The sequence below is a fragment of the Pseudoalteromonas nanhaiensis genome (assembly GCF_051235485.1).
In the GTDB taxonomy this organism is placed as follows: Bacteria; Pseudomonadota; Gammaproteobacteria; order Enterobacterales; family Alteromonadaceae; genus Pseudoalteromonas; species Pseudoalteromonas lipolytica_C.
The window spans coordinates 115,825-132,574 of the sequence record NZ_JBPNYQ010000003.1 but is presented as its reverse complement, the minus strand read 5'-3'; the positions used below and the strand labels follow the sequence as shown (position 1 = coordinate 132,574).

Here is a 16,750-nt window from a genome sequence, read left to right as displayed (position 1 = left end):
AATTATTTAGAGACGTATAATGTCAGAAAATTTTGCGCAGTTATTTGAAGAAAGCCTAAAGGGTTTTGAAGCAGAGCAAGGCTCTATCGTTAAAGGTACAGTTATCTCAATCGAGAACAACATCGTACTTGTTGATGCTGGTCTTAAATCTGAAAGTGCAATCCCTGCTGAGCAATTCAAAAATGCTGCTGGTGAACTAGAAGTTGCTGTTGGCGACGAAGTAGATGTAGCTTTAGACGCAATCGAAGACGGTTTCGGTGAAACTATCCTTTCTCGTGAGAAAGCGAAGCGTCACGAAGCGTGGATCCGCTTAGAAAAAGCATGTGAAGAGCAAGAGACTGTTACTGGTGTTATCAACGGTAAAGTTAAAGGCGGTTTCACTGTTGAAGTTGATTCAATCCGTGCATTCTTACCTGGTTCACTTGTTGATGTTCGTCCAGTACGTGACACAACTCACCTTGAAGGTAAAGAGCTTGAGTTCAAAGTAATCAAGCTTGACCAAAAACGTAACAACGTTGTTGTTTCTCGCCGTGCAGTTATCGAATCAGAAAACTCACAAGAGCGTGAAGAGCTTCTTGCTAACCTTGTTGAAGGTCAAGAAGTTAAAGGTATCGTTAAGAACCTTACTGACTACGGTGCGTTCGTTGACCTTGGTGGTGTTGACGGTCTACTACACATCACAGACATGGCGTGGAAGCGTGTTAAGCACCCTTCAGAAATCGTTAATGTTGGCGACGAAATCGCAGTTAAAGTTCTTAAATTCGACAAAGAAAAGACTCGTGTATCTCTAGGCCTTAAACAGCTTGGCGAAGATCCATGGGCAGCTATCGCTGGTCGTTACCCAGAAGGTTCTAAGCTTTCTGGTCGTGTAACTAACCTTACTGACTACGGTTGTTTCGTTGAAATCGAAGAAGGCGTAGAAGGTCTAGTACACGTTTCTGAAATGGATTGGACTAACAAGAACATCCACCCTTCAAAAGTTGTTTCACTAGGTGACACTGTTGAAGTTATGGTTCTTGAAATCGACGAAGAGCGTCGTCGTATTTCTCTTGGTCTTAAGCAATGTATTGCTAACCCATGGCAAGAATTTGCTCGTCTACAAAACAAAGGCGACCAAGTTACTGGTAAGATCAAATCAATCACTGACTTCGGTATCTTCATCGGTCTTGAAGGCGGTATTGACGGTCTTGTTCACCTTTCAGACATTTCTTGGAACACGCCAGGCGAAGAAGCTGTACGTGAATTCAAGAAAGGCGACGAAATCACTGCTATCGTATTACAAGTTGACCCAGAGCGTGAGCGTATCTCTCTAGGCGTTAAACAAATCGAAGCTGACCCATTCAATAACTACCTGGACGCAAACAAAAAAGGTGCTATTGTTAAAGGTAAAGTGACTGAAGTTGATGCGAAAGGCGCAACTGTTGAGCTAATCGAAGGCGTTGAAGGTTACATCCGTGTAGCTGATATCGCTCAAGAGCGCGTTGAAGATGCTACTACTGTAGTTTCTGTAGGCGACGAAATCGAAGCGAAATACGTTGGTGTTGATCGTAAGAACCGCACTTTAAGCTTATCTGTTAAAGCTCTTTTCGAAGCTGAAGAGAAAGAAGTACTAGAGAAGCTTAAGAAAGAAGAGCCAGCGTTCGAAAACGCTATGGCTGCAGCATTCAAAAATGCTCAAAAAGACTAATATCTAGTCTTTTTAAATTGGAAGGGCAGCTTTGCCCTTCCTTTACCACTCTTTAAGGAAACGCTATGACTAAGTCAGAATTGATAGAACAACTTGCTGAGCAACACGCACACATCCCTGTGAAAGATGTTGAAAATGCCGTTAAAGAAATTCTTGAACAAATGGCCGGCTCATTATCTAGCTCAGATCGCATCGAGATCCGTGGCTTTGGAAGTTTCTCATTGCATTATCGTTCTCCTCGCACAGGTCGTAATCCAAAGACTGGCGAAACAGTTGAGTTAGACGGTAAGCACGTACCACATTTTAAACCAGGTAAAGAATTACGTGACCGCGTAAATGCGAGTATTGCCTAGTTTTATACAGGAGTAGTTACTTGTTTAGGGTATTAAAAATTGTATTAATTGCGCTGTGTTTATTTATTGCGTTTGTACTTGGTTCACAGAATCCACAATTGGTGCAAATCAATTATTTAATCGCCAGTAATACCTTACCCCTAGCTGTTGTAATAAGTATCTGCTTTATTTTAGGTGTCGCAATTGGTTGTTTTATAAGCTTTACACTGTTTTCTCAGTTAAAGTGGCAGAATTATCGCTTAAAGAAGAAATTAGCGCCTGAAAAAAACAATAAAAAGCTTGTTGCTAATAAAGACACCTAATCATGATTGAGCTTCTGTTTTTACTTTTACCCGTTGCAGCCGGTTACGGTTGGATAATGGGCAAAAACAGCGCTAAAAACCAAGCTCATCAGCTTAACCGCCAAATTACCTCTGAATATTCTAAAGGCCTTAAATTTCTCTTAGACAGAGAAGAAGACCAGGGCTTAGAACACCTTATTAATCTACTCGAAGTTGCAGCTGACTCAGTTGAGCATTATTCAACATTGGCCACCATGTTTCGCCGTCGCGGCGAGCTTGATCGCGCAATTAAAATTCATGAGCTGCTATTAAAACATCCAAGCCTTGATGAACAACAAGCTGCAACCAGTCGCCTAGAACTTGCTGAAGATTATATTATGGCAGGTTTGCTAGACGGCGCAGAAGAGCATTTAGTCTGGCTTGTAAAGGCAGGGCATAAAGAGGCACTAGAGCCAATTATTAACCTTTATTCACAAACACGTGAATGGGAAAAGGGCATTAACATGTTCGAGGCACACAGTGATTTATTTACTAAACCTCAGCATGTGAAAGCCATTGCTAATTTTTACTGCGAAGCAGCCTTACAAGATAACGATACGCAAATTATGCGTAAAGCCATAAGCTTAAACCATAAAGCCATTCGCCCATTGTATGAGCTTGGCCACAGTGCCTTTACCAATGAAGATTATGTAAAAGCAATTTATTATTGGCGCGAGCTTATTAGCCAATTTACATTTTTTGCGCCGGTATTTATTGAAGAGCTTGCAGTTAGTTATCAAAAATTAAACCTAACCCACCAATTTCATGAGTTACTCAACGAGTTGCTCGATAAAGGTGGTGTATTAATAAAAATAAAACATTGCCAAGCTTTACTTGAACAAGGCCATATTGAGCAAGCAATCAAATTTTTAACGGATAGTTTAAAGCGTCATCCGACTATTCGTGGCTTTAGCTTTTTATTACAGCTACTTGCCAAGCAAAATAACGATATTAAAGATGTACTCGATCAAATTGATAAGCTAGTAACGTCTTATATCGCAACCAAACCTGATTTTCAGTGCCAGCACTGTGGCTTTACCAGTCATACCATTTATTGGGTATGTCCATCGTGTAAGCACTGGGAAACAATTGTTCCAAGCCGTGGCATAGACGGTTTTTAATTCATATTAGTCCATTAGTTTTTAGGAAAGTTATGTCTGTCGAAGATTCAAAAAAAGTATTAATTGCCCTTGATTACGATGATCAACAAACAGCTCTTGCGTTTGTAAAGCAATTATCGCCTGATACGTGTCGCCTTAAAGTAGGCAAAGAAATGTTCACGTATTTTGGTCCTAGCTTTGTTAAGGAACTAATCGACTTAGGTTTTGATGTATTCTTAGACCTAAAATTTCACGATATTCCAAACACAGTGGCTAAAGCTGTAACCGCAGCTGCAAAAATGGGTGTGTGGATGGTTAACGTGCATGCCTCTGGTGGCGTTGAAATGATGACCAAAGCAAAACAAGCTTTAGAGCAGTTTGGTGATGATGCTCCATTACTGATTGCAGTAACTGTACTAACCAGTATGGATGCCGCAGAGCTTACTCGTTTAGGTGTAGATAAAACGCCAGAAGAGCAAGTAATTTACCTAGCAAAACTTGCTAAAGAGTCAGGCCTTGATGGGGTAGTGTGCTCAGCGCAAGAAGCGAAAAAGCTAAAAGCTGAATTAGGCGCAGACTTTAAACTGGTTACCCCAGGTATTCGCCCAGCAGGCAGCGATGCAGGTGATCAAAAGCGCATCATGACACCTAAACAAGCCGTAGAAGATGGTAGCGACTATTTAGTTGTAGGCCGCCCAATCACCCAATCGGCAGACCCAGTTGCAACACTAAAAGAAATTAACGACTCACTAAAATAACCTCGTTATTTTTAAATAGTCTTTAAAGAGCATTGTATGTGTGATTTATATCGCGCTAAATACAGTGCTCTTTTTGTTTGTGGCGATTTCAAAAAAATATTCAGCGAAAAACAGACGAGCGGGCAAACTCGTTTTTTGATAGAATCGACTTAAGGTAAATGCTCTACAATCCTGCTTTCAGGTAACTTTTTGTATCCAAAAACGTCTAAGACTACTTTTATTAGCGGTGGTCGCAATAGAAAGTTCTAGGCATAAATGGCTTTATAACTTTGAATACCTCTAAATGGTTTTATACATATTAGAGTGAGCTTTATCCAGTTAGCTAGCTCTGCTTCGTTACAGAACCTATAAATTATGGGTTTAAAGGAATAGTTGTATTTGTCATTTTAGCCAGCAATCCACCAACTCGTTTACGCATCTCACGCCTATCCATAATAATATCTATAGCGCCATGCTCTAAGAGGAACTCGCTCCGCTGAAAGCCCTCGGGTAATTTCTCCCGAACGGTTTGTTCTATCACGCGTCGTCCAGCAAAGCCGATAATTGCTTTAGGTTCACCAATATTAATATCCCCAAGCATGGCTAAACTCGCTGAAACGCCACCCAGTGTTTGGTCTGTTAATACAGAAATATATGGTAAGCCTTTACTGGATAAACGATTTAACGCAGCACTAGTTTTTGACATTTGCACTAACGATATCAGAGACTCTTGCATACGAGCGCCCCCACTCGCTGAAAAGCAAACTAATCCACAATTTGCATCTACAGCAGCTTCAACTGCCTGAACAAAACGTGCACCTACAACTGAGCCCATTGAGCCTGCCATAAAAGAAAACTCGAATGCGCAAGCAACAACAGGTAAGCCCATAAGTTTTCCTTTCATCGCTACTAAGGCATCTTTTTCTCCAGTACTTTTCTGGGCTAGAGCTAGGCGTTCTTTGTAGCGTTTAAGATCTTTAAAATTCAGAAAGTCCTTCGGTTCAAGCTCACTCGCAATCTCAATTCGCTCTCCTTTATCTAAAAAGCTGTCTAAGCGGCGGCATGCCGACATTCTCATATGATGACCGCATTTTGGGCATACCTCTAAATTTTCTTCGAGGGCAATGCGATATAAGATCTGATCACAGGATGGGCATTTAGTCCAAATTCCCTCTGGGATCGAAGCTTTACGTGTACTGATTATATTCTTCTTATCTAATAGTTTTTCTAACCAACTCATCGGAAACCTTTTCATATAACCTTAGTGATAAGTATTGTATAGACCTATTTTTGGTAATAAAGTGTGCTTTATTGTTTTTATAATCCAACAAAATGGGATTAAAATATGGTGCTTGATAAAATTGACCAGCAGTGGCTAAAAAGTTTTCACTCTGTCTATGAGAACAACAGTTTTAAACGGGCTGCTGAATTTTTAAGTTTGCCAACATCAAATGTCAGTCGTCATGTTGCTTTGCTGGAAGAAAGACTAGATATACGACTATTCAACCGAACCACACGCCGAATCGCTCCAACAGATGCAGGAGAACATCTCTACTTACGCACACAGCCTTTGTTTGACAAACTTAATGATGCTCTTGAGGAAGTGAAACTGCACTCTCATGAAGTCATAGGGCAGCTTAGAGTTTTAATGCCAGACTCGCCTGCTTTAGCTCAAGCAGTTGTGTCTTTTTGTACCAAGCATCCCTCAATTTCACTATGTTGCGATACAAGTATCAGCCCGAAAGAGGATTTACTTGATGGGTTTGATATCATATTAAGTTTTCACCGAGGAAAGCTCGAAGATAATAATTGGGTAGCTAAGGAGTTAAAACGTTGGCCAAGTACTGTTGTGGCATCGCCAAAACTCTTAAAGACCTATCCTAGACCTTTTCAGATTACCGACTTGAAGCACGTCCCGTGTATCAATACTTTTACTGCGTTAAATGGAGTACCTTGGGTTTTCAAAAATACTAAAGGTGAGCTTATTACTCAAAAAGTTCAGTCTTCATTTAAGGTCAATAGCGGGCATCTTGCTAAATCTGGCACATTGGCAGCTCTGGGCTTTGCTATACTGCCAACCGAATCCTGTCGTAATGAGATAGATTCTGGCTCTCTGGAAGTAGTGAAAATGGAATATGAGCCTGAAGATTTGGTTTTGTATGCCTTTTACTCTTCCAGAAAATACTTGGCAAAAAAGGTCTCGGTGTTTATTGATCATTTAACGCACCAAGCAAGTTTAGATAGAGGCTGATAAGTAAAGAAAGATGTCAATAAAAAGACTTGTCTGAACCACTTTTTACAGAAGGTGATTGGCTAAGCAAGTCTTTGTACAAAAGTGAGGCAGCGGGTTGTACTATGGAGGATGCACTAAATTGGGATGAATTGCGTACAAGCTTTCAACTAATAGTAAAAATGTTTGTTAAAACTCAGTACTATGCTCTGCACTGTGTAATGAATCTAATAGGAAATAGGAATAAATGTTCCGACCCAGATCCGACTGACTCGAAGTTAGGGCTGTGGTTGAAGAGATTGTTTTTCTTTTAAGTAAAGATACATTGGGAGCCCAAACGACACTCCAATTAATAAAGTTCCCAGCACGGCAAAATATCGATACTTCACTTTATGTCTTTGGCCATCTACTATGACAAAAACTAACAAAACAATCGCCGTAACTAAGACATCAAGCCAAGCAAATATACTAATTGGGTTTGCGACCGCTTCACTGAACAAAAGACCTATTTCTAAGCCATTGGTTACTAGCCAAGGAACAAACGCACCATAGGGTAGCAATACACCTAGCACAGTAAAAATTAGATAAAACCTTACCATTTCGTCATCCTTGTTAATTTTTGTTGTAAATCCAAACATGTTTATTGCAAGCAAGTCGCTCGTTTTTCTACCGCAGCGTCATTCGCTTTTCATAATGACTCATTTGTAACAAACTTCTTAACTAATTGCCAATACTACTAAAACACAGTGGTTTTAGCTTTTGTCACGGAACAAAAACGAGCGATTGGGTCATTTTCTTGAATATGCAAGCAATAAACTTTGACGTAATAGAAAAGCAATTGTGAACGGCTGAAGTTCGCTCTTTTGACAAATTCTCGTAAATACTTCTTGGGGCAGAAATGAGTTAATCCGGAAAGTCTGCTTATGACACAATACCGACTTTCACATCTATGAAAAATACTCGAAATAGCGTTAGAAAGTTTACGGCTATCGAACCTATAAAAAATAAAAAAAGAGTAAAGCTTTCACTTTACTCTTTCAGATAATTAAATATCTTTCGCAACTCGCAACTCGCAACTCGCAACTCGCAACTTATTTTAATCTAATCGACGTTGCTTCAATCTCGATTAAACCTTGCTTAAACAAGCCGCCAATGGCTTTTTTGTAGTTTGCTTTACTGGTTGAGAAAGTCTTTTTAATTGCTTCTGGGTCAGACTTATCACCAAGGTGAAGTACACCGCCTTCGGCTTTTAATTTAGCTAAGATTTTTTCGCCTAAGTCGTTTACTTTGCCCATACCTGGCTTTTCAAGTAGTACGTCGATTTTACCGTCTTCACGTACTTTTTGAATAAAGCCTTTTAATCGCTGGCCAACAAATAGCTTTTTAAATACGGTGTTGTAGTAAACCACACCAATGTGAGCTTCGTTTACGAGTACTTTGTAGCCTAGGTCTGTTTTACCGGCAACGATTAAGTCAACTTCTTCCATCGTTGAGTAAGTTGGTTCTTCTTTCGATAAAAACTTATTAAAGTTGCTTGATGCACAAATACGTTGGCTGGCGTTATCGAGATATAAGCGTACAAGATACGAAAAGCCTTCTTTCATTTTTGGCTTTTGTTCATTGTATGGCGCAAGTACATCTTTTTCGAGGCCCCAATCCATAAACGCACCAGTGCTATTAATAGCTTTAACACGGAGTAGAGCATATTCGCCCACTTCAGCTAAAGGTTTTTTTGTGGTGCCTGTTGGGTGGCCTGCATGATCTAAATAAATAAATACTTGCACGCTGTCACCAGCTTCAAGTTCGAATTCAATTTCTTTACTTGGTAAAAATACTTCACCTAAGTCACGGCCATCTAAATAGGCGCCTTCGTTTGACATTTCGTTAACGAATAGTGTTTGGGTTGTTCCAAGAATGCTCATTATTATTCCTATTCTGGTTTTTTCTTACGACGCATAGGTGAAAAACCATCGACATCAATAGGTGGTTTAATAGGCGTTTTCGGTTTTTTAGGGGCAGCTTTACGTTTTGGTTTAGCAGGCTTTGCAGCGACTTTTTTCTCTGCTTTATTCCAAACCGTTTGTGGTTTTTTCTCACGTAGGCCTTTAAATTTACCAACAAGGCCATCAACGGTGAAAAAGCTTAATTCATCATTTAAAAATGCTTTAATTGCTTTGTAGCTTGGCCAATCTTTCGGGCCTACTAACGAAATAGCAGTCCCTTTAAAGCCAGCGCGACCTGTACGACCAATACGGTGCACATACTCTTCAGCATGCTTTGGTAGGTCAAAGTTAATTACATGGGTCACGCTTAATAAATCAAGACCTCGTGATGCAACATCGGTAGTGATTAAGATTTTAAAGTTTTCACGGCTAAAGGCATCCATGATTTCAAGGCGTTTGGCTTGGGTTAAGTCACCAGCGAGTGCTTGTGCTTTAAAGCCTTTATCAGTTAATAATTGGCTTAAACGCTGAGTATCGGCACGTGTTGCGGTAAATATAATGCATTGTCCGACATTGTCTTGTTTTACAAAGTGCTCAAGTAGCGCTTCTTTGTGATCTAGATGATCAGCTAAATAAAGCTGCTGGGTAATGTCACTATGCTGCTCATTAGAAGCACTTAACAGTATTTGTTTTGGTGAACGTAATAAGTTACGTGACAGGGCATCAACTTGTGCATGGTCAAGCGTTGCTGAAAACAATAACGTTTGACGTAATCGGTGATCAGCAAGCTCGTTGATCATTTTAACTTGATCAGTAAAGCCTAAATCTAGAATACGGTCAGCTTCATCAAAAATTAAAAGCTCTAAGCCTGAAAGCTGTAATGAACGTTGACTTAAATGGTCAGCTAAACGCCCCGGTGTGCCCACTACAAAATGAGGGTCTTTGCGTAGCGCCTTAATTTGGTCATTAAAGTTTTCGCCACCGAGTATTTTAACGGCACTAATATTTGTGCCGGCAATTAATAGTCTTAATTGGCTGTATACTTGGGTTGCTAATTCGCGGGTAGGCGCAACGATCAAAACGCGAGGGTCGCGTTTACTGAGTGCTTTTTGTTTCATTACACGCTGTACAGCAGGTAATAAAAACGCCAGCGTTTTGCCCGATCCTGTTTTTGACTGTGCAAAAATATCATGGCCTGCGATAGCTGTTGGTACCGCGTGAGCTTGAATGTCAGTGGGCTGGGTGATGCCTTGATGCGCAAGTTGTTTTTCGAGGCGTGTATCAATCCCAAGTTCAGTAAAATGCAATGCGTAATCTCCGATGAGCAAAATTTAGTAAATCCTGTTCATTATAACGTACTTGCCTCGCTAGGAGACAGTAAAAACACAGCTATTTCGCATCAGTTTTTGCAATTATCGCTAATTCGCGTAAAATACGCGCCCTCAATGCGCCGGATTTACGATTCGGTTAACGCCCCACATGGGCATTTAAGGCAAAAGGTAAAACCATGACTGCTGTTCATAAAGACAATGTAACCAGCGAGCACTTTGTTGTGTGCGCACTCTACAAATTTGTAGCCCTTCCAGATTTTGAAGCTATTCGCCAACCATTACTTAAAGTGATGGAAGACAATGAAGTACGCGGTACTTTGTTACTTGCGGCTGAAGGTATCAACGGTACTGTTTCTGCTAAGCGCGAAGGTATTGATAACCTATTAGCATGGTTAGATGCACAACCAAACCTAGATAACATTGTGACTAAAGAGTCATACGATGACGAATGCCCGTTCTACCGTACTAAGGTAAAACTTAAAAAAGAAATCGTAACTATGGGTGTTGAAGGTATTGACCCACGTGAAGTAGTGGGTACATACGTTAAGCCTGCTGATTGGAACGCGTTAATTTCAGACCCTGAAGTGATTCTTATCGATACGCGTAATGATTACGAAATCGAGATTGGTACTTTCCAAAATGCGGTTGATCCAAACACGAAGACATTCCGCGAATTCCCAGCATGGGCAAAAGAAAACCTAGATCCAGCAAAGCATAAGAAAGTCGCTATGTTCTGCACCGGTGGTATTCGCTGTGAAAAATCAACTGCGTATATGAAAGAGCAAGGTTTTGACGAGGTATTCCATCTTGAAGGCGGTATCCTTAAGTACTTAGAAGAAGTACCAAAAGAAGAAACCATGTGGGAAGGTGAGTGTTTTGTATTTGATAACCGCGTTGCGGTAAATCACGACTTACAAAAAGGCTCTTACGACCAATGCCATGCCTGTCGTATGCCTATCACTGAAGAAGAAAAGCAAAAGCCTGAATACATGGAAGGTGTTTCGTGTCACCACTGTCACGACAGCCTAACAGAAGAGCAACGTGCACGCTTTGCTGAGCGTCAAAAGCAAATCGAATTAGCACAAGCGCGTGGCGAAGGTCACATCGGTAACGAAGCGCAAGAAGTACTTCGTAAACGTAAAGAAGCTAAAAGAGCGCAAAAAGAAGCACAGCGCCAACAGTAACCTTTAGCAAATTTCTTATAAACCCCAGCATAGTCTGGGGTTTTTTTATGGATTATTTATTAGTTAGCTTTTTAAATATAGTTACTTTGTTTATTAAGTCACTGTAATTGCTATAAAAGCTACCATTTGTTCCTTATTGCTGTACAATCTGCCGATTATTTATTTTAGATACCATCTCCAACACTATCTTTTCTTAATTTTAAAAAGTAAACGTTTGAAGTATAAGGATATATACAATGTACAAACTACTTACGGTGGCAATGTGTTCAATGCCATTTTTTGCTCATTCAGCGCTTAACGAAAATAAATTTGGTTACATTGGCATTTCTGCTCAAAAAAATTACTACGATGTTAATTTTATCCCCTTGATAGAACAGCAAGAAATTTTACCGTTACGTTATGACTACAGTGACACAGGAACTGGATTTAGAGGATTTGCCGGCTACCAATTTAATCAATATCTAGCAATAGAAGCAGGTTTTAGTGTGCTTGGCGAAGCCGAATTTAATGTCTATAGCGAAACAACTAATCAAAGTGGTACGGTCGTTAAAAATTCTGTTTACAGCGGAGGGCTTGAAACCAATGCACTTGATCTGCGTTTACTTGGTACATACCCAATTACTGGCAATGTATTTGTTAGGGCGCATTTAGGTAGTGTACTTTGGGATAGTAATTTTAGCTTTCTTCAAAAATTCTCTGATGATTACTTTATTGTTGATCAAAAAGACTCTGGAGTATCACTTTTAACCGGGCTAGGTATTGGTTATGCATTGTCTAGTGGTACGGCCTTAACACTTGATTATGAAAATACAAAAATTAATGATAGCAACACACATAATATCGTTGCTTCAATAGTGTTTAAGATCTGATTTACCCGAGGATTTTTTAGTTAAGTTACCTAGTAATAAGTTAGTGCGCTTTTTTACACTTACCTACATATATCTCACAGTCCCTTACGAACTAAGTAGTTATTATTCTAACTAACAGCAATACTTTATAGGACTAAATGGGTATGAAGAAACTACTAGTGAGCTTATTATTACTAGGTGGCTGCGCGACACAAGGTGTTGATAGAGCCGATCAGCAGGTCATGATTAAAAAATTTTACGCCAAAGTTGAAGATGTTAAACCTGTAAAACTGTCATCTAATGTAAAAACAGGCATTGTTGGTGGCTCTGCAATAGGGCTTATCGATGAATTAGATGGCAATCATGAAGATATGGTTGCTGGGGCATTAGCCGGTGCAATTATTGGTGGGCTTTTTACTGCCATTGCAGAGGGTAGCAACAATGCCTTTGAATACGCACTTAGAGCAGAGCAAGAAGGGCGTTTTTCTGTTATTCAAAAGGACGAAATTGATCTTAATTCTGGTTGTGTAGAAGTGACCATTGCCTCAGAAGCGCGTTTAAAAACCGTGCCTGCAGTTAACTGTATTAATTTATAAGATTAATCTGCATTCATACAAACCAGTTTGAGGGATAAAACCTGTTGCTACATGCGTTTAAAGTGACTTAGCTATCAGTAAGGATTTATTGCCTGAAAATAGCTCACTTAAATAAACGATTTTACAGATAGAAATGCGGCAAAATCAGCGCCGTATTTCTAATTATTCATTTTAACTTATCAATTTGTTTATTAAACGAAGCATCCTTTTTATTGATCACAAAGCTGTTACACTTCGTAACAATTAAAACGATTCTTATTTAGGTGACACTTTTGATAATTGGCAAATTGCATGCATGGACTTTTCTTGCCTTAATTAGTTGCGTATCAGTCGCTGAGGCTGCAAACGTAGTTGTTGAATCAGTTACGGTTGAAAAAGCAAAACAACAAATAAAAGCAGTTGGTAGTGCTGAAGCTGTGCGTTCTGTAACCTTATACCCTGCGGTTGGGGACAGAGTGACTGCTGTTCACTTCAAACCCGGTGACAATGTCAAAAAAGGGGACTTGCTACTTGAGCTTGATTCGCGTAGGCAGCAAGCTGCTCTTTTAGAAGCACAAATAACCTTAAATGACACAGAGCGAACAATGAAGCGGCTCGAAGAAAGCCATGCTCGAGGTGCTGTACCACAAAGCGATTTAGACGATGCAAAAACGTTGCATGAGCTTGCGAAAGTTCAGTTGATGCAAGCAAAAACAGAGCGTGAAGACCGCGAAATTCGTGCTCCGTTTAGTGGTGTGATGGGGCTAACAGATGTAGAAGTTGGCGACCGGATCACAACACAGACTGCGATTGCAACGATTGATGATGTATCAACACTGTACATTAACTTTAATGCACCAGAAGCAGCAATTGATGTTTTAAAGGAAAAATCAGCTGTTGAAGTGATCCCTTGGCTAGGCGACAAAACTTACAGCGCACAAGTTGCCCAGTTAGACTCTCGTATTAATCCTCAAGCGCGCACCTTAAGAACCAAAGCAAAGTTAAATAATGAATCTCATCAGTTTATGCCTGGTATGAGTTTTCGTGTGCATATTAATTTACTTGGTGAAGAGCATGCAGTGGTTCCTGAAGCTGCCATGATGTGGGGAGCCGCGGGCCCTTACGTGTGGAAAAGTGTTGATAAAAAAGCCACACGTGTTGATGTTAAAATTGAACAGCGTTTAGCCGGTCGGTTATTGGTATCTGGTGGCTTAAAAGAAGGTGATTTATTGGTTACTGAAGGCGTGCAACGTTTACGCCCAAACCAAGAGCTTACTTTTATGAATGATACAACGCTTGCCAAGGAGTGATAATGAAACAGCAACCTATGATGGAAGATTTACCATCAATGGCGATACGTCGCCCCGTATTAATCGTGGTGCTGAATTTGTTAATCATCATAGCGGGTATTGCCGCTATTGCTGGTATTGAAATACGTGAACTACCTGATGTAGACAGGCCTCGCATTACTGTTTCAGCATCGTTTCCTGGGGGCTCGCCTGAAACCGTTGATACCGAGGTAACCAGTAAACTTGAGGGGGCTGTTGCTCGGGTAAGTGGTGTTAAAACAATTCGTGCGCAAAGTGAAGAAAATAATGCCCGTATTGTGGTTGAGTTTCGCCCGGGTGTTAACCTAGATGATGCAGCCAACGAAACGCGCGAATCGGTTGCCCGTGTACAGCGAGAATTGCCCGAAGAAGTAGAGCGTGTATCTATCATTAAAGCTGATAACGATGCCGAAGCGGTGGTATCGCTAACGGTATCAAGCGACAGCTTATCATTAGAAGCACTTACTGAACGCGTTGATGTTGACTTAGCCCCGCAGTTTTTAACTATTCCTGGGGTTGCTGATGTTCGCTTAAATGGCGACCGTGAGCGGGTGCTTAGAGTGCGCATCGACCCACTTAAGCTAAGCAGCTTTAACCTTACGGTACCAGATATTGCCAATGTACTTCGCCAAGCTCCCTTTGATGTGCCTGCCGGTAGTTTAAAATCAAGCGATCAACAGGTGATTGTTCGTGCCGATGCTACGTCAATATCAGCTGAACAAGTGGCAGATATTATAGTGCGCGACGATACACGTATTGGTGATGTTGCTGCAGTGTATTTTGGCCCAGCTGATCCGCGTTCATTCGTGCGATTAAATGGGACGCCAGTGATTGGCATGGAGATAATACGCCAAGCTCAATCAAATACTATCGAAATTTCTGATGAAGTGCTGACCTTAATCGAACGTATGAGAGTACGTTTTCCTGAAATGGAATTTACTTTAACCTCCGACGATGCGGAGTTTATTAGAAGCTCAGTGGATGAAGTAATAAACTCTCTATTACTGACAGTGTTGTTAGTAGTGATCACACTTTGGGTGTTTATTGGCTCATGGCGAGCAACGCTCGTCCCCGCATTTGCCATACCTGTTGCGTTAATTGGTTCTTTAGCACTTATTTGGGCGCTTGGTTTCTCGATTAATATCTTAACTTTGTTGGCGCTGGTATTAGCGACAGGCCTTATTGTAGATGATGCGATTGTGGTCAGTGAAAATATTCAACGTCAGCGTGGCTTAGGCCTTGGCCGCAGAGCTGCGGCTGTAATTGGCACCCGCGAAGTATTTTTTGCTGTGGTGGCAACAACCGCTGTATTAGCAGCTGTGTTTGTGCCGATTGCCTTTTTGCCTTCAACAGCAGGGCGATTATTTAGAGAGTTTGGTGGTGTGCTTGCTGGAGCTGTGATTATATCAAGCTTTGTAGCGCTTTCTTTAGTGCCTGCACTAACCTCAAAACTTAAATTAAAGCAGGGTGGTTTTCACCCTTTTGCAAAAGTTGGGCATGCTTTAGCGAATATATATAAACGCTCAATTCATGGTGTACTTAAACATGCATGGCTAACATTTTTTGCTTGCTTACTCGTTGCAGCAGGCTCTGGTGCGCTGTATTTCAATTTAGATAATGAATTATTGCCGACAGAAGACCGCGGTAAAATTCGCATTTTCGCCCGTGGCCCAGATGGTGTCGGCCTTAACTTTATGGACAGGCAAGCGGTGCAAATGGAAGATATTTTACTGCCCTATGTTGAAAGTGGTGATATTGAGTCAATTTATACCGTCGTTGGGCAATGGGATCCGAATATCGTATTTATCACTGTGCCGTTAAAGCATTGGGACGAACGAAATTTTAGTCAGCAAGAAATTATCAATAAAATTCGTGGGCCTTTAGGAAACATTCCAGGTGCGGCTGGCTATCCAGGTGGTTCAAATAGTTTGAACTTGCGTGGTCAAGGCGGTGGTATTGAGCTTGCTTTATTGGGGCAAGATTACCTTGAGATCTTTAAAGCGGCACAAAATTTCTCGGCAGAAATAGAAAAAGCCTTGCCAGAAGTGGCGCCAGTACGTATCTCGTACCAACCGTCACAACCACAATTACGGGTTAATATTGATAGACGTCGTGCTGAAGAGCTCGGCGTATCGCTCAGTGATATATCTATTACGCTTAGAGCAGCCATTAACGGCGATGACATTGCTGATTTAAACATCGGCGACCAATCAATCCCTATTATGCTGCAAGCACAAAACCAAACTATTACAAACCCAAGTGACTTAGCAAACTTATATGTTGGGGGTCGTAATGGTCAGTTAGTGCCACTGAGTAGTGTGGCAACCATTACAGAAGAAGGTGTTGCAGCAGAACTAGAGCGCCATGCTCAGCGCCGAGCAATCGAATTAAGCATGGAAATGCCAGATGACATTACCATTGCCGAAGTTGTAAATAAAATCCGTGAAATATCTGAGCAAAACCTGACAGCTGGTATCAGTTTAGCCTTTAAGGGTGAGGCACTCACCTTTGAAGAAACGGCTAATGAAGTGCTGATCACTTATATTTTGGCATTTTTGATTGTATTACTTGTGTTAGCTGCGCAATTTGAAAGTGTTAATAGTGCCATTGTAGTGATGATCACTGTGCCATTTGGCATTACATCGGCAATTTTGGCCTTGTATCTAACGGGTACATCATTGAACATTTATTCACAAATAGGTTTGGTCATGCTTATTGGCTTAATAGCTAAAAATGCTATTTTGCTGGTGGAATTTGCTGACCAATTACGAGATAAAGGTCGCAGTGTTAGAGAAGCAGTTGAAGAAGCTGCTCTTGTGAGGTTACGCCCAATTGCGATGACCTTAGTGTCTACTTTGCTAGGTGCATTACCACTTATATTATCCACCGGTGCCGGTGCCGAAGCGCGTAACGCGATTGGCTGGGTGGTATTTGGTGGTTTAGCATTAGCAGTGCTGTTCACATTATACCTTACACCTGTGATTTATCTTGGTTTAGCGCGCTTTACCAAACCTCGTGGTGATGAGTCGAAACTTCTGGCCGAAGAACTAGAAAAGGCTTAATCCATTTAAATCTGCTATTTTTTCTTTGAAAAAATAGCAGATTACACTCACA

Annotated in this window: 15 protein-coding genes; 11 read left to right on the top strand and 4 right to left on the bottom strand. The window is 40.9% G+C overall.

Annotated elements, in window-relative coordinates; translation table 11 throughout:
- Nucleotides 1–19 precede the first annotated feature (19 nt).
- The 5 genes from rpsA to pyrF all read left to right on the top strand — a co-directional run bounded on the left by rpsA (nt 20) and on the right by pyrF (nt 4,218).
- Nucleotides 20–1,687, top strand: coding sequence for a 30S ribosomal protein S1 (gene rpsA / locus ACSFVZ_RS04645; RefSeq protein WP_063528811.1), 1,668 nt, complete (start codon nt 20–22; stop codon nt 1,685–1,687).
- Nucleotides 1,688–1,752: 65 nt separating this feature from the next.
- Nucleotides 1,753–2,040, top strand: a complete 288-nt coding sequence (ihfB, locus tag ACSFVZ_RS04640) for an integration host factor subunit beta (protein WP_036968575.1) — start codon at nt 1,753–1,755, stop codon at nt 2,038–2,040.
- Nucleotides 2,041–2,060: 20 nt separating this feature from the next.
- On the top strand, nt 2,061–2,342 hold the full coding sequence (locus ACSFVZ_RS04635; protein WP_054551349.1) for a lipopolysaccharide assembly protein LapA domain-containing protein: 282 nt from the start codon (nt 2,061–2,063) through the stop codon (nt 2,340–2,342).
- A 2-nt stretch (nt 2,343–2,344) separates the two neighbouring features.
- The gene (gene lapB / locus ACSFVZ_RS04630) at nt 2,345–3,481 is read left to right on the top strand and encodes a lipopolysaccharide assembly protein LapB (RefSeq protein WP_135924712.1); all 1,137 of its coding nucleotides are present in this window, start codon (nt 2,345–2,347) and stop codon (nt 3,479–3,481) included.
- Between the two features lie 32 nt (nt 3,482–3,513).
- Nucleotides 3,514–4,218, top strand: a complete 705-nt coding sequence (pyrF, locus tag ACSFVZ_RS04625) for an orotidine-5'-phosphate decarboxylase (RefSeq protein WP_062564454.1) — start codon at nt 3,514–3,516, stop codon at nt 4,216–4,218.
- A gap of 352 nt (nt 4,219–4,570) precedes the next feature.
- Here pyrF and accD read toward each other — a convergent pair whose 3' ends face one another.
- Nucleotides 4,571–5,437: an acetyl-CoA carboxylase, carboxyltransferase subunit beta gene (gene accD / locus ACSFVZ_RS04620; protein WP_435558231.1), complete on the bottom strand. Its 867-nt coding sequence runs from the start codon at nt 5,435–5,437 to the stop codon at nt 4,571–4,573.
- Between the two features lie 105 nt (nt 5,438–5,542).
- Between accD and ACSFVZ_RS04615 the strand changes: the two genes are divergently transcribed.
- Nucleotides 5,543–6,448, top strand: coding sequence for a LysR family transcriptional regulator (locus ACSFVZ_RS04615; RefSeq protein ID WP_435558230.1), 906 nt, complete (start codon nt 5,543–5,545; stop codon nt 6,446–6,448).
- Nucleotides 6,449–6,705: 257 nt separating this feature from the next.
- On the opposite strand, the gene ACSFVZ_RS04610 is transcribed toward ACSFVZ_RS04615, so the two are convergent.
- The 3 genes from ACSFVZ_RS04610 to ACSFVZ_RS04600 all read right to left on the bottom strand — a co-directional run bounded on the left by ACSFVZ_RS04610 (nt 6,706) and on the right by ACSFVZ_RS04600 (nt 9,677).
- On the bottom strand, nt 6,706–7,065 hold the full coding sequence (locus tag ACSFVZ_RS04610; RefSeq protein ID WP_435558228.1) for a DUF2834 domain-containing protein: 360 nt from the start codon (nt 7,063–7,065) through the stop codon (nt 6,706–6,708).
- Between the two features lie 453 nt (nt 7,066–7,518).
- Nucleotides 7,519–8,349, bottom strand: coding sequence for a CvfB family protein (locus tag ACSFVZ_RS04605; protein WP_253040181.1), 831 nt, complete (start codon nt 8,347–8,349; stop codon nt 7,519–7,521).
- Between the two features lie 8 nt (nt 8,350–8,357).
- Complete coding sequence (locus tag ACSFVZ_RS04600) at nt 8,358–9,677, bottom strand: DEAD/DEAH box helicase (protein WP_435558227.1); 1,320 nt, start codon at nt 9,675–9,677, stop codon at nt 8,358–8,360.
- 200 nt (nt 9,678–9,877) lie between these two features.
- On the opposite strand from ACSFVZ_RS04600, the gene trhO reads away from it, so the two are divergent.
- The 5 genes from trhO (at nt 9,878) to ACSFVZ_RS04575 (ending at nt 16,698) form a co-directional block, all read left to right on the top strand.
- On the top strand, nt 9,878–10,885 hold the full coding sequence (gene trhO, locus ACSFVZ_RS04595; protein WP_235382082.1) for an oxygen-dependent tRNA uridine(34) hydroxylase TrhO: 1,008 nt from the start codon (nt 9,878–9,880) through the stop codon (nt 10,883–10,885).
- A 236-nt stretch (nt 10,886–11,121) separates the two neighbouring features.
- Complete coding sequence (locus ACSFVZ_RS04590) at nt 11,122–11,754, top strand: outer membrane beta-barrel protein (RefSeq protein ID WP_435558226.1); 633 nt, start codon at nt 11,122–11,124, stop codon at nt 11,752–11,754.
- A gap of 143 nt (nt 11,755–11,897) precedes the next feature.
- Nucleotides 11,898–12,329, top strand: a complete 432-nt coding sequence (locus tag ACSFVZ_RS04585; protein ID WP_138557488.1) for a patatin-like phospholipase family protein — start codon at nt 11,898–11,900, stop codon at nt 12,327–12,329.
- 272 nt (nt 12,330–12,601) lie between these two features.
- Entirely contained in the window at nt 12,602–13,618 is a 1,017-nt protein-coding gene (locus ACSFVZ_RS04580; protein ID WP_435558225.1) for an efflux RND transporter periplasmic adaptor subunit, read from the top strand.
- A 2-nt stretch (nt 13,619–13,620) separates the two neighbouring features.
- Nucleotides 13,621–16,698 (top strand): efflux RND transporter permease subunit, encoded by a 3,078-nt coding sequence (locus ACSFVZ_RS04575; RefSeq protein WP_435558224.1) that lies wholly within the window; start codon nt 13,621–13,623, stop codon nt 16,696–16,698.
- Nucleotides 16,699–16,750 lie beyond the last annotated feature (52 nt).